Source organism: Mycolicibacterium moriokaense (assembly GCF_010726085.1).
Classification (GTDB): Bacteria; Actinomycetota; Actinomycetes; order Mycobacteriales; family Mycobacteriaceae; genus Mycobacterium; species Mycobacterium moriokaense.
Window position 1 is genome coordinate 1,635,851 of record NZ_AP022560.1, and the last position, 13,111, is coordinate 1,648,961.

12 protein-coding genes are annotated in these 13,111 nt (G+C 68.0%); 6 read left to right on the forward strand and 6 right to left on the reverse strand.

The window, feature by feature from the left end; genetic code table 11:
* Positions 1-47: 47 nt before the first annotated feature.
* Genes G6N43_RS08020 through purH form a run of 3 tightly spaced genes read left to right on the forward strand, consistent with a single transcriptional unit; the run spans position 48 to position 3,695 of the window.
* Positions 48-1,490 carry a cell division protein PerM gene (locus G6N43_RS08020; RefSeq protein ID WP_083149024.1) on the forward strand — a complete coding sequence of 481 codons (1,443 nt, stop codon included), beginning with the start codon at positions 48-50 and terminating at the stop codon, positions 1,488-1,490.
* A gap of 10 nt (positions 1,491-1,500) precedes the next feature.
* The gene (gene purN / locus G6N43_RS08025) at positions 1,501-2,130 is read left to right on the forward strand and encodes a phosphoribosylglycinamide formyltransferase (protein WP_083149023.1); all 630 of its coding nucleotides are present in this window, start codon (positions 1,501-1,503) and stop codon (positions 2,128-2,130) included.
* Complete coding sequence (gene purH / locus G6N43_RS08030; protein ID WP_083149022.1) at positions 2,127-3,695, forward strand: bifunctional phosphoribosylaminoimidazolecarboxamide formyltransferase/IMP cyclohydrolase; 1,569 nt, start codon at positions 2,127-2,129, stop codon at positions 3,693-3,695. Before purN ends, purH begins: the two co-directional genes overlap by 4 nt.
* Here purH and G6N43_RS08035 read toward each other — a convergent pair.
* The gene (locus tag G6N43_RS08035) at positions 3,692-3,949 is read right to left on the reverse strand and encodes a DUF7218 family protein (protein WP_083149021.1); all 258 of its coding nucleotides are present in this window, start codon (positions 3,947-3,949) and stop codon (positions 3,692-3,694) included. The genes purH and G6N43_RS08035 overlap by 4 nt on opposite strands.
* 139 nt (positions 3,950-4,088) lie before the next feature.
* Here G6N43_RS08035 and G6N43_RS08040 point away from each other — a divergent pair, with 139 nt between their 5' ends.
* From G6N43_RS08040 to G6N43_RS08050, 3 genes are all read left to right on the forward strand, one after another.
* Positions 4,089-5,471: a sigma 54-interacting transcriptional regulator gene (locus G6N43_RS08040; RefSeq protein WP_083149204.1), complete on the forward strand. Its 1,383-nt coding sequence runs from the start codon at positions 4,089-4,091 to the stop codon at positions 5,469-5,471.
* Complete coding sequence (locus G6N43_RS08045) at positions 5,464-7,434, forward strand: vWA domain-containing protein (protein WP_083149020.1); 1,971 nt, start codon at positions 5,464-5,466, stop codon at positions 7,432-7,434. Before G6N43_RS08040 ends, G6N43_RS08045 begins: the two co-directional genes overlap by 8 nt.
* A gap of 72 nt (positions 7,435-7,506) precedes the next feature.
* On the forward strand, positions 7,507-7,992 hold the full coding sequence (locus G6N43_RS08050; protein WP_083149019.1) for a hypothetical protein: 486 nt from the start codon (positions 7,507-7,509) through the stop codon (positions 7,990-7,992).
* An 8-nt stretch (positions 7,993-8,000) separates the two neighbouring features.
* Here G6N43_RS08050 and G6N43_RS08055 read toward each other — a convergent pair whose 3' ends face one another.
* The 5 genes from G6N43_RS08055 to G6N43_RS08075 form a co-directional block, all read right to left on the reverse strand.
* Positions 8,001-8,585 (reverse strand): DUF1707 SHOCT-like domain-containing protein, encoded by a 585-nt coding sequence (locus G6N43_RS08055; protein WP_083149018.1) that lies wholly within the window; start codon positions 8,583-8,585, stop codon positions 8,001-8,003.
* A 126-nt stretch (positions 8,586-8,711) separates the two neighbouring features.
* Positions 8,712-9,218: an SDR family oxidoreductase gene (locus G6N43_RS08060; RefSeq protein WP_083149017.1), complete on the reverse strand. Its 507-nt coding sequence runs from the start codon at positions 9,216-9,218 to the stop codon at positions 8,712-8,714.
* 4 nt (positions 9,219-9,222) lie between these two features.
* Complete coding sequence (locus G6N43_RS08065; protein ID WP_083149016.1) at positions 9,223-9,999, reverse strand: enoyl-CoA hydratase family protein; 777 nt, start codon at positions 9,997-9,999, stop codon at positions 9,223-9,225.
* Positions 9,999-11,156, reverse strand: a complete 1,158-nt coding sequence (locus G6N43_RS08070) for an acyl-CoA dehydrogenase family protein (protein ID WP_083149015.1) — start codon at positions 11,154-11,156, stop codon at positions 9,999-10,001. The genes G6N43_RS08065 and G6N43_RS08070 overlap by 1 nt, the downstream gene beginning before the upstream one ends.
* Positions 11,153-13,099, reverse strand: a complete 1,947-nt coding sequence (locus tag G6N43_RS08075; protein WP_083149014.1) for an acetyl/propionyl/methylcrotonyl-CoA carboxylase subunit alpha — start codon at positions 13,097-13,099, stop codon at positions 11,153-11,155. The genes G6N43_RS08070 and G6N43_RS08075 overlap by 4 nt, the downstream gene beginning before the upstream one ends.
* Positions 13,100-13,111 lie beyond the last annotated feature (12 nt).

Consider the following 13,111-nt stretch of genomic DNA (forward strand, 5'->3'; position numbering starts at 1 on the left):
GCGTGCGTCAACTTCGCGCGCGTGAGCCTGCGCGAGGAGCGGCCTTAGTGGAAAACCGGCCAGTCGGCACACGCCAGGCGCGTGAGCTGCTTCGGGTCGCGTTCGGGCCGTCCGTCGTGGCACTGGGCATCATCGCGGCGGTGGTGTTGCTGCAGCTGCTGATCGCCAACAGCGACATGACTGGCGCGCTGGGTGCGATCGCGAGCATGTGGCTGGGCGTACACATGGTGCCGATCTCGATCGGCGGCAGTGAGCTCGGCGTCATGCCGCTGCTGCCCATGCTCGCGATGGTGTGGGGTACCGCACGCTCCACAGCGGGGGCCACGTCGCCGCAGGGCTCCTGGTTCGTCACCCGGTGGGTCGTCGCATCCGCCCTGGGTGGTCCACTCTTGATCGCCGCGGTCTCGCTGGCCGTCATACACGACGCGTCGTCCGTGCTCACGAAGCTGCAGACTCCCGACGCCCTGCGCGCATTCGCCTGCGTGCTCGCGGTGCACGCGGCGGGCGCACTGATCGGGGTCGGATCCCGGATCGGTCGACGGGTGCTGGCGGACTCACCGCTGCCCGACTGGCTGCCCGACGCGTTCCGTGCGGCCACCGCCGGAGTGCTGGCGCTCCTCGGGCTCTCCGGCGTCGTGGTGGTGGGGTCGTTGATCGTGCACTGGGCGACGATGGACGACCTCTACGGGGTCACCAACTCAGTGTTCGGGCAGTTCAGCCTGACGTTGCTGGCCGCGCTGTACATACCGAACGTGCTCGTCGGCGCCGCCGCGGTCGCCGTCGGGTCCAGTGCGCACATCGGGTTGGCGACGTTCAGTGCGTTCACCGTGTTCGGTGGCGACATCCCCGCGCTGCCGGTGCTGGCCGCTGTCCCGACGCCACCGCTGGGCCCGGTATGGGTGGCGCTGCTGATTGTCGCGGCGGCCGCCGGGGTGGCGTTGGGTCAGCAGTCGGCGCGGAAACCGTTGCCGTTGGTGCCGGCCGTGGCGAAGCTCCTCGTGGCCGCCGCGCTCGCGGCGCTGGTCATGGCGTTGCTCGGCTATGCCGGTGGCGGTCGGCTGGGCAACTTCGGTCCTGTCGGCGTCGACCAGGCGACGTTCGGGCCGGCCGTGTTCCTGTGGTTCGCCGGGATCGGTGGGCTGACCGTGGCGATGACGGGCGGTATCGCCCGACGGGTCAAGCCGCCGAAGCCGGTTCTGGAACGCGGGCCAGAGCCCGAATCAGAGGCGGAGCGGGATGCCGAGGCAGAACCGGCGGCTGAGGACGAGCCTGACGTGGAGCCGGAAGCGGACGAGCCGCCGGCCGAGGAGCCCGATGTCGAGCCGGAGTTCGACGAGGCCCACCAAGCAGAACCCGACCCCCCGCCTGCTCCTGTTGAGCCGCTCGACCCATTCGAAGGCCCATTCGATGACCCGGAGGAGCACTTCGTCGCGGACAACGACGATGCTCCGGACCCGACCACAGGTCGCGCCCCCAACAGCGATGACTAGGCTGCCAGGCGTGCAGCAACCGGTTCATGTGCCCCCGAAGGTGCCTGCCCGGGTTGTGGTGCTGGCATCCGGCACCGGTTCGCTGTTGCGCTCACTTCTCGACGCCACCAACGGCGACTACCCGGCCAGGATCGTTGCGGTCGGCGTCGACCGCAACTGTCCGGCCGTCGACATCGCCGCGTCGGCATCCGTGCCGAGCTACGCCGTGCGGCTGCGCGACCATGTCGACCGCGATGCGTGGGACGTCGCGATCACCAAGGCCACCGAAGCCCACGAGCCCGACCTCATCGTGTCCGCCGGTTTCATGAAAATTCTTGGCCCCCATTTTCTTTCCCGCTTCATGGGCAGGATCATCAACACCCATCCCGCGCTGCTGCCTGCCTTCCCGGGTGCGCACGCGGTTCCCGATGCGCTCGAGTACGGCGTCAAGGTGACGGGCTGCAGCGTGCACCTCGTCGATGCCGGAACCGATACCGGGCCGTTGTTGGCCCAGGAAGCCGTGCCCGTACTCGACGATGACGACGAAGCCGCCCTGCACGAGCGGATCAAGGTCGTCGAACGGCGACTGCTCGTGGATGTGCTGGCCGCGGTGGCGACCCGCGGTGTGACCTGGACCGGACGAAAGGCGAAATTAGGATGACTGACCGTAGGGCTATTCGGCGCGCATTGATCAGCGTGTACGACAAGACCGGTCTCGCTGACCTCGCGCGCGGTCTGCACGAGGCGGGCGTCGAACTCGTCTCGACCGGTTCGACCGCGAAAACCATTGCCGACGCTGGTGTTCCGGTCACCTCGGTCGAACAGGTCACCGGGTTCCCCGAGGTGCTCGACGGCAGGGTCAAGACGCTGCACCCGCATGTGCATGCCGGGTTGCTCGCCGATCAGCGCAAGCCCGCGCACGTGGCGGCGCTCGCCGAACTCGGCGTCGCGCCATTCGAATTGGTGGTCGTCAACCTCTACCCGTTCAGCCAGACCGTCGACTCCGGCGCCGGTGAGGACGAATGCGTCGAGCAGATCGACATCGGCGGGCCGTCGATGGTGCGCGCCGCCGCCAAGAACCATCCCAGCGTCGCGGTGGTCGTCGACCCGTTGGGTTACGACGGTGTGCTCTCCGCGGTGCGGGCCGGCGGGTTCACACTCGAAGAACGGAAGAAGCTGGCGGCCTTGGCATTCCGGCACACCGCCGAATACGACGTCGCAGTGGCGGGGTGGATGTCGTCGGTGCTCACTTCCGAAGGGGACTCGGCGACGCCGTCGTTGCCCGTGTGGGCGGGCGCGACGTGGCGTCGGGAAGCCGTGCTGCGGTACGGCGAGAACCCGCACCAGCAGGCCGCGTTGTATCGCAACGACGTGGATTGGCCGGGTCTCGCGCAGGCTCAGCAGTTGCACGGAAAAGAGATGTCCTACAACAACTACACCGATGCCGACGCCGCATGGCGTGCGGCGTTCGACCACGAAGAGATCTGCGTGGCGATCATCAAGCACGCCAATCCGTGCGGCATCGCGATCTCGTCGGTGTCGGTGGCCGATGCCCACCGCAAGGCCCACGCATGCGATCCGCTGTCCGCGTTCGGCGGGGTGATCGCGGCCAACACCGAGGTGACCGTCGAGATGGCCGAGACGGTCGCCGACATCTTCACGGAGGTGATCATCGCGCCCGCGTATGAGCCAGGTGCGGTGGAAGTGCTTGCGCGCAAGAAGAACATCCGCGTGTTGTTGGCGTCCGAGCCGCAGACCGGCGGCACCGAGTTCCGTCAGATCAGCGGCGGGCTGCTGATCCAGCAGCGCGACGAGTTCACCGCACCCGGCGACGACGCCAACAACTGGACACTGGCCGCCGGCTCACCGGCGGACCCGGCGACGCTGGAAGACCTGAAATTCGCGTGGCGGACGTGTCGCGCGGTCAAGTCCAACGCGATCGTCGTCGCCGCCGACGGTGCGACCGTCGGGGTCGGCATGGGACAGGTCAATCGGGTGGACGCCGCCAAACTCGCCGTGCAGCGCGCGGGCGATCGCGTCCGTGGGGCCGTCGCCGCGTCCGACGCCTTCTTCCCGTTCCCCGACGGCCTGGAGGTGCTGACGGAGGCCGGCGTGAAGGCGATCGTGCACCCCGGCGGATCGGTGCGTGACGAAGAAGTCACCGCGGCGGCCGCAAAGGCGGGCATCACGCTGTACCTCACCGGCGCCCGCCACTTCGCGCACTAGGAGTTGCGGATCTTGTCGATCAGCTTCGACTTGGTCAGCGACGAGTAACCGGAGATGCCGATCTCCTTGGCCCGTTTCTTCAGCTCCGGGACCGTCCAGTCGTCGTAGGAACCGGACTTCCCGCCCTTGCGGCCCACGGCCGAGGTGCCGCGAGCTGCGGCGGCGTTGGCGATCCTGGCGGACTTCTGCTTCGAGTTGCCCTCCTCGCGGAGGTCCTCGTACAGCTTTTCGTTCTTGATGGACGGATTGGGCATGTGGATGCTCCCTAGTGGATTACTGCGAGTCTCGACTACCGACTTTGAGTGCCCGTTGCCGCGGCTTTTATGCAGGGCTTGACCGGCTGTGTCGCCCGGGTCACACGCGCGTGCGCGAGACACGTCGTAGCGTGGAGTGGTGACATCACCTAACGACCTGCCCCGCACCGTCGGAGAGCTGCGAGCCTCCGGTCACGTCGAACGGGGCGTCAAAGCCGAGATCCGAGAGAACCTGCTGGCCGCTCTGGCCGAAGGTCGCGACGCATGGCCGGGCATCCTGGGCTTCGAGGACACCGTGATCCCGCAGCTGGAACGGGCCCTGATCGCCGGGCACGACGTGGTGCTCCTCGGCGAACGCGGACAAGGCAAGACGCGGCTGCTGCGGGCGCTGACCAATCTGCTCGACGAGTGGACCCCCGTCATCGCGGGCGCGGAACTGAACGAGCACCCGTACTCGCCGATCACGCCCGAATCGATCCGGCGGGCTGCGGACTCCGGCGACGATCTGCCCGTTGAGTGGCGGCACCGCAGCGAGCGCTACACCGAGAAGCTCGCGACCCCCGACACCAGCGTGGCCGACCTCGTCGGCGACATCGACCCCATCAAGGTGGCCGAGGGCCGCAGCCTCGGTGACCCCGAGACCATCGCCTACGGCCTGATCCCGCGCGCGCACCGCGGCATCGTCGCGATCAACGAGCTGCCCGACCTCGCTGAGCGCATCCAGGTGTCGATGCTGAACGTGATGGAGGAGCGCGACATCCAGGTGCGCGGCTACACGCTGCGGCTGCCGCTGGACGTGATCGTCGTCGCGAGCGCCAACCCCGAGGACTACACCAACCGCGGGCGCATCATCACACCGCTGAAGGACCGCTTCGGCGCCGAGATCCGCACGCACTACCCGTACGAACTCGAGGCCGAGGTCGGCGTCATCCGTCAGGAGGCGCACCTGGCCGCCGAGGTCCCCGGGTACCTGCTGCATGTGCTCGCCCGGTTCGCCCGCTACCTGCGCGAGTCGCGCTCGATCGACCAGCGGTCCGGTGTGTCGGCGCGCTTCGCGATCGCCGCGGCCGAGACCGTCGCGGCCTCGGCCCGGCACCGCGCCGCCTTGCTCGGCGAGGAGGATCCGGTGGCGCGGGTGGTCGACCTGTCGACCGTGATCGACGTGCTGCGCGGCAAGCTGGAGTTCGAATCCGGCGAGGAGGGCCGCGAGCAGGCCGTGCTCGAACACCTCCTGCGCCGCGCCACGGCCGACACCGCGCAGCGACTGCTAGGCGGAATCGACGTCGGTCCGCTGGTCGTCGCAATCGAGAACGGTTCCGCGGTCACCACCGGCGAGCGGGTGTCCTCCCGCGAGGTGCTGGCCGCCGTGCCGGAGGTGCCTGCGATCGCGGAGATCCAGAAACGGCTCGAGGCGACGAGCGACGGCCAGCGTGCGGCCGCCGTCGAACTGGCGCTCGAGGCGCTGTATTTGGCCAAACGCATCGACAAGGTGTCCTCAGAGGGCGAAACCGTTTATGGCTAAACGCACTTCGCGGTATTCGCGATACACCGGCGGGCCCGACCCCTTGGCCCCGCCGATCGATCTACGCGAGGCACTCGAGCAGATCGGGCAGGACGTCATGGAGGGCAGCTCGCCCAGGCGCGCGCTGTCGGAATTGTTGCGGCGGGGCACGCAGAACATGCGTGGCGCGGACAAGCTCGCCGCCGAGGCCAACCGTCGCCGCCGGGAATTGTTGCAGCGCAACAATCTTGACGGCACCCTGCAGGAGATCAAGAAGCTGCTCGACGAGGCGGTGCTGGCGGAGCGCAAGGAGTTGGCGCGGGCGCTCGACGACGATGCGCGGTTCAACGAGATGCGTATCGAGTCGTTGCCGCCGTCGCCCGCGAAGGCGGTGCAGGAGCTCTCCGACTACGACTGGCGCAGTGCCGAGGCGCGCCAAAAGTACGAGCAGATCAAGGATCTCCTCGGTCGCGAGATGCTCGACCAGCGATTTGCCGGTATGAAGCAGGCCCTGGAGAACGCGACCGACGAGGATCGCCAGCGCGTCAACGACATGCTCGACGACCTCAATGACCTGCTGGACAAACACGCCCAGGGCACCGATACGCCCGAGGACTTCAAGAACTTCATGGACAAGCACGGCGAGTTCTTCCCGGAGAACCCGCGCGACGTCGAGGAGCTGCTGGACTCACTGGCGAAGCGGGCGGCCGCCGCGCAGCGCTTCCGCAACAGCCTGTCGGCCGATCAGCGTGCCGAGCTGGATGCGTTGGCGCAGCAGGCATTCGGCTCGCCGTCCCTGATGAATGCGCTCAACCGACTCGACAGCCATCTGCAGGCGGCGCGGCCGGGGGAGGACTGGGAGGGCTCGTCGCGGTTCTCCGGCGACAACCCGATGGGCATGGGCGAGGGCACCCAGGCGATGGCCGACATCGCCGAACTGGAGGAACTCACCGAGGCACTGTCGCAGAGCTATGCCGGCGCCACGATGGAGGACGTCGATCTTGAGATGCTGGCCCGCCAACTCGGCGATGAGGCCGCGGTCGATGCGGCGACGCTGGCCGAACTCGAGCGGGCACTGGTGAATCAGGGCTTCCTCGACCGCGGGTCGGACGGTCAGTGGCGGCTGTCGCCGAAGGCTATGCGCCAGCTCGGTCAGGCCGCGCTTCGGGATGTGGCGCAACAGCTTTCAGGACGACACGGTGAACGCGACACCCGTCGCGCAGGTGCTGCCGGTGAACTGACCGGCGCGACGCGGGCATGGGCGTTCGGCGACACCGAACCGTGGAACGTCACCAGGACCCTGACAAACTCGGTGCTGCGTCAGGCCGGTACCGGCAGTGTCGACATGCCGTTGAAGATCACCGTCGACGACGTCGAGATCTCCGAGACGGAGACCCGTACCCAGGCCGCTGTGGCGCTGCTGGTCGACACCTCGTTCTCGATGGTGATGGAGAACCGCTGGCTGCCGATGAAGCGCACGGCGCTGGCCTTGAGCCATCTCATCAGCACCCGGTTCCGCTCGGATGCGTTGCAGATCATCGCTTTCGGTCGCTATGCCCGCACCGTGACGACCGCCGAACTGACGGGGCTGGAGGGCGTCTACGAGCAGGGCACCAATCTGCACCATGCGCTGGCCCTGGCGGGCAGGCACCTGCGCCGCCATCCCAACGCGCAACCGGTGGTGCTCGTGGTGACCGACGGTGAACCGACCGCGCACCTCGAGTCATACGGCGAAGAAGGAACGTCGGTGTTCTTCGACTACCCGCCGCATCCGCGGACCATCGCCCATACGGTGAAGGGTTTCGACGACATGGCGGGGCTGGGTGCGCAGGTGACGATCTTCCGGCTGGGCAACGACGCCGGGCTCGCCAAGTTCATCGACCAGGTTGCGCGCCGCGTCGAGGGGCGCGTCGTGGTGCCCGATCTCGACGGTTTGGGCGCCGCGGTTGTCGGCGATTATTTACGTTCGCGTCGACGCCGCTAGGCCTTCTAGCTGCGCTTTTGGGGTGTCTGGGCTACCCCTGCGGACCCCGTTTCCGCCCTGTATGGTTTCGGCGTGCTGAGCAGACTGCTGACGGGCCTCGGGGTGGCTGGATTCGTCGTGATGATCGGTGTCCCGGCGACCGCCCTGGCCGATCCCGAGGCGGCGCCCGGCCCGCCGAACGTCGATGCCTTCGCACCGGTGAAGCCGTCGGAGTATTCGGTGAATGACGGCGCGTGGTACGCCTTCAGCGCCCCCAGCGGCCTGACGTGTGTGCTGGACCGCCAAACGGGTGGTTACGGCTGCAGCGGGCCGATACCCGCGGCGCCGGGGGGAGCGAACCTGGTGAGCGCGGGTCCCGTCGGCGGGCCGGGTTTCGCGAACTCCGCGCGCCCGCTGTACGGCGTGAGCGAGGGGGCCAAGCCGCTGCCGCCGAACACGCGGCTGTCGTTTCGCACGGTGAGCTGCGGCACGGACGGAGTCGCGACGATGTGTACGAACAGCATCGACCGGACCGGTTTCGTGCTGAGCCCGACGGGCAGCTTCGTTTTCGGCGCCTGAATCGGGGCCTAGCTGCTGGCCTTGCGCGCCTTGCGCTTGACGGCGACGCTTCCCCACAGTGAGAAGCCGCGGATACGCACACACGGCGCGCCGGGTGTGCCTTCGCCGCTGACGCTGTGGTCGAAGGTGCCCATCACCCCGATGCCGCGCAGGTCCACGTTCACCTCGGGCGGTACCAGGATCGTCTGACCTCCGAAAATCGAGTACGAGTGGATGTCGACTTCCGGCGACGTGAAGTCCGCATAGCGCAAATCGACGACGCCGCCGCCGAACAGGGCAAAGGTGGTCATCCGTTTGGGGACGTTCCAGCGGCCGCGGCGCTCGAAGCCGCTCATGATCGCCAGCAGCAGAGTCGACGGCGCCGGCCGGACGGGGCCGCCGCTGGGGCCGCGGGTGAACGCGCCGGGCAGGTCGGCGGAGAGCCGGTCGAGCTCGTCATACGTCTGAGCGGCATATGCCTTCGTCAGGCGCGCTTCGTACTCGCTCAGCGGCAATCGGCCCTGGGCCGCGGCATCACTGAGCAACTGCGCCATCTGGATCCGATCGGTATCTGCAGCGCGCATCGAACCGTTACGCGACGCTGGAGTGCTCATCCCGGCCAACTGTTCTTTGCCAAAACGCTCATCAGTGACGAGCCTACGACGAACGCTGGCACATGCAAGGCCGTTGCCCAAAGTGCGATGTCATCGTTGTCGGCGAAGCAGCTAGATGAGCAAACTTTATTGCCCGACCGCCAGGTACTCGGCAAACCCGATGGTGCCGACGGGGTTCTCCCGGACCAGATTCGCACCTGCGCGGTAGCCGGCCCCGATACGCCGGGGAACGGGAACCGCCACCACCTTCCGGCGGCGACCGCGGGCTGTGAGGTACATCCGCGCCAACTCCGCGTGCGTGTGGACCGTCGGGCCGCCGATGTCGGGGACCCGGCCCATGGGTTCGGAGCCGACCAGTTCGACGAGCCGTGTGGCGACGTCGCGGGTGTCGATCGGCTGGAAGCGGATGTCGCGGAGCGCCCACAGCACCGGCGAGTACCGCTGAATCGAGAAGCTGGTTTCGATCAGATCGTGGAACTGGGTGGCGCGCAGCACGGTGTGACCGACGCCGCTATCCCTCAGCACCTCTTCGACGCGGAGCTTGGTCTGGTACACCTGATGTCCTGCGGCCGATGCGGCGGGCACCACCTGACGGCCCAATGTGCCGGTTGCTCCGGTGACCAGGACACGCATGGCGCTACTCCTCGGCGATCGCCCAGCTCGGTGGTCGCTTCTGCAGGAATGCCAGCATGCCTTCCCGGGCCTCCTCGGATACGAACAACTCGGCCGACTGCCGGGTCAATGTGTCGGCGTCTCGGTCGAAGGCCGCGAGCAGTGGCGCGGTGGTGAGTGCCTTCGAGGCGGCGAGACCCTGCGGCGACGCCTTGCCGATCGCGGCGGTCAGGCTCTTCACCGTCGCGTCGACGTCGTCGGCGGCGATGGTGACCAAGCCGATGTCGGCCGCCTCCGCGGCGCCGAACTTCTCGCCGGTCAGGAAGTAGCGGCCCGCGGCGCGCGCGGTCATCTTCGGGAGCAGGGTCAGCGAAATGATCGACGGCGCAACGCCGATGCGCGCCTCGGTCAGCGCGAACGTGCTCGCCGGCCCGGCGACCACGATGTCGCAGGCCCCGACGATGCCGAGGCCGCCCGCGCGCACGTTCCCGTCGATGGCCCCGATCACCGGCAGCGGCAGCTCGAGGATGCGCCGCAGCAGCCGGGTCATCTCTTGGGCCCGGTCGACGGCGACGTCGCTGGGATCTCTTCCCGCCGCTTCGGCGAGATCCGCTCCTGCGCAGAAGGTTCCGCCAGTGTGGCCGAGCACCACCGCCCGTACCCCGGCCTCCTCGGTGGCGGCGGTCAACCCTTCATGCAGCTGGTTCACCAACTCGACCGACAGCGCATTGCGGTTGCCCGGCGAATCCAGCGTCAGCCGGGCGACGCCGGCTTCGACGGAGTAACGGACCAGGGTGCTCATCAGTACGACCGTGGCAGACCCAGTGAGGTCTGCGCGACGAAATTGAGCACCATTTCGCGGCTGACGGGTGCGATGCGCGCCAGCTTCGACGCGGTCACCGCCGCCGCGATGCCGTACTCCTTGGTCAGCCCGTTGCCGCCGAGGCTCTGGACCGCCTGGTCGACGGCCCGTACCGAGGCCTCACCCGCCGCGTACTTGGCCATGTTCGCGGCTTCGGCCGCGCCCGCGTCGTCGCCGAGGTCGTAGAGGGTGGCCGCCTTCTGCATCATCAGCTTCGCCAACTCGATCTCGATGTGGTTCTGCGCCAACGGATGTGACAATCCCTGGTGCGCACCGATCGGCGTCTTCCACACCTGCCGGGTCTTGACGTAGTCGACGGCCTTGTTGATCGCGAATCGGCCCATCCCGACCGCGCTGGCCGCACCCATGATGCGCTCCGGGTTCAGGCCCGCGAACAGCTGCGCGATGGCGGCGTCCTCGGAGCCCACCAGCGCATCGGCGGGCAGGCGCACCTCGTCGAGGAACACCTGGAACTGGCTTTCCGGGCTGATGAGCTCCATCTCGATCTTGGTCCAGCTGAGCCCGGGGGTGTCGGTGGGCACGATGAACAGCGCGGGTTTGAGGTTGCCGGTCTTATGGTCTTCAGTGCGGCCCACCACGAGAACGGCCTGCGACTGGTCGATACCGGAGATGAACACCTTCTGGCCATTGAGGATCCAGTCGCTGCCGTCGCGGCGTGCGGTGGTGGTGATGCGGTGGCTGTTGGATCCGGCGTCGGGTTCGGTGATCGCGAACGCCATCGTGATGGACCCGTCGGCGATGCCGGGAATCCAGCGCTTCTTCTGCTCCTCGGTGCCGAACTTGGAGATTATCGTGCCGTTGATGGCGGGGGAGACCACCATCAGCAGCAGTGCGCAGCCGGCCGCGGCCATCTCCTCCATGACCAGCGACAGCTCGTACATGCCCGCGCCGCCGCCGCCGTACTCCTCGGGCAGGTTCACGCCGATGAAGCCGAGTTTGCCTGCCTCACTCCATAACTCGTCGGTGTGCTGGCCGGCGCGGGCCTTCTCCAGGTAGTAGTCCTGGCCGTAGTTGGCGGCCATCGCGGCGACGGCCTTGCGCAGCTCCTGCTGCTCTGCGGTCTCGACGAAGCTCATTGCTCTCCTCCGGGGTTGTCCACTCGGGCAAGTACGGTGCCGACGTCGACCTGCTGGCCGACCCCGACATTGAGTTCGACCAACACCCCGTCGGCGGGAGCGACGATGGTGTGCTCCATCTTCATGGCCTCCAGCCACACCAGGGGCTGTCCGGCTTTGACGGGATCGTTGATCTGGGCGCCGATGCGCAGCACCGAACCCGGCATCGGGGCCAGCAGTGAGCCCTGCGCGACGGCGGCATCGGGATCACCGAAGCGGGGCTGCGCCACCAGATGCACTGGCCCCAAGGGCGAATCGACGAACACATCGCTTCCGTAGCGGGCGATGTCGAAGGGACGCTCCACGCCGCCGATCGACAACACGACGCGGTCGGCTGCCGCCGCGACGAGCGCGATGTCGTCGTGGTCGGGAAGCTCCAGACCGGTGCGGGTATACCGGTATCGGACCGAGTGCTCGCCATAGGACTTGCTCTGATATCCCGAGGCGAGATTGCGCCAGCCACTCGGTGCGGCGGCGAATACCGTTGCACTGTCGCGGTTCAGCGCGGCATCGGCCAGTGCGGCCGCGACAGCGGACAGCTCGGCGGCGCGGTCGTCGCCCAGCGGTGCCGCGAGCCGGTCCAGGCCGTGCGTGTCGAAGAACGCCGTGTCGGTGGCGCCGTCGAGGAAGGCCTGGTGTCTTAGGACGTTGACCAACAGATCGCGGTTGGTCCGCACGCCGTGGATGCGGGCGCGGGCCAGCGCATCGGCCAGCACGCCAGCGGCTTGGCGTCGCGTGGGGGCCCACGAGATCACCTTGGCCAGCATTGGGTCGTAGAAGATCGATACCTGTGAGCCGTCGACGACGCCGGTGTCGAGGCGCACGCCGCGCACGTCGGGATCGAACTCGGTGACGGCGGGTACATCGAAGCGATGCACGGTGCCCGCTTGCGGCCGCCAGCCCATCGCCGGGTCTTCGGCGTAAACCCTTGCTTCGATTGAGAATCCGCTCGACGGCGGCGGCTCGTCATCGAGGCGACCGCCGTCGGCGACGTGCAACTGTAACGCGACGAGGTCCAGCCCGGTGGTGGCCTCGGTGACGGGGTGCTCGACCTGCAGGCGGGTGTTCATTTCGAGGAAATAGAAGTCTCCGTCATCGTCGGCCATGAACTCGACGGTCCCCGCGCCGGTGTAGCCAATCGCCTCCGCAGCCAGTCGCGCGGCGTCGAACAGCTTGGCGCGCATCCCCGGCGTGCGCTCGACCAGTGGCGAAGGCGCCTCTTCGATGATCTTCTGGTGGCGCCGTTGGATGGAGCATTCGCGTTCACCGACGGCCCACACGGTGCCGTGCTGGTCGGCCAGCACCTGGACCTCGACGTGGTGGCCGGTGGCCAGGTAGCGCTCGCAGAACACCGTCGGGTCGCCGAACGCCGACTGTGCTTCGCGGCGCGCGGCTGCCACTTGGCCTGCCAGCGCGGATAATTCGTCGACCACGCGCATACCGCGGCCGCCGCCGCCCGCCGACGCCTTGATCAGCACCGGCAACTGGTCGGCGGTCACCGTCTCGGGGTCGAGTTCGGTGAGCACCGGGACACCCGCGGCGGCCATCAACTTCTTCGCCTCGATTTTCGAGCCCATCGCGGCGACCGCGGCCACCGGCGGCCCGATCCACGTCAGTCCGGCGTCGCCCACTGCCGCGGCGAAATCGGGGTTCTCCGAGAGGAATCCGTATCCGGGATGGATCGCGTCCGCACCGGCCGCGTGTGCTGCGGCGATCAGCTGTGCGGCGTCGAGGTAACCGCGGGTGCCCTCCAGTCGCACCCGGGCGTCGGCCTCGGCGACGTGCGGGGATGCCGCGTCGGGATCGGTGTAGACCGCGACCGTGCCGATGCCCAGACGCCGGCAGGTGGCGAACACCCGGCGCGCGATTTCGCCGCGGTTGGCCACCAGCACTCGAGTGATCATCTCGCCTCCTCC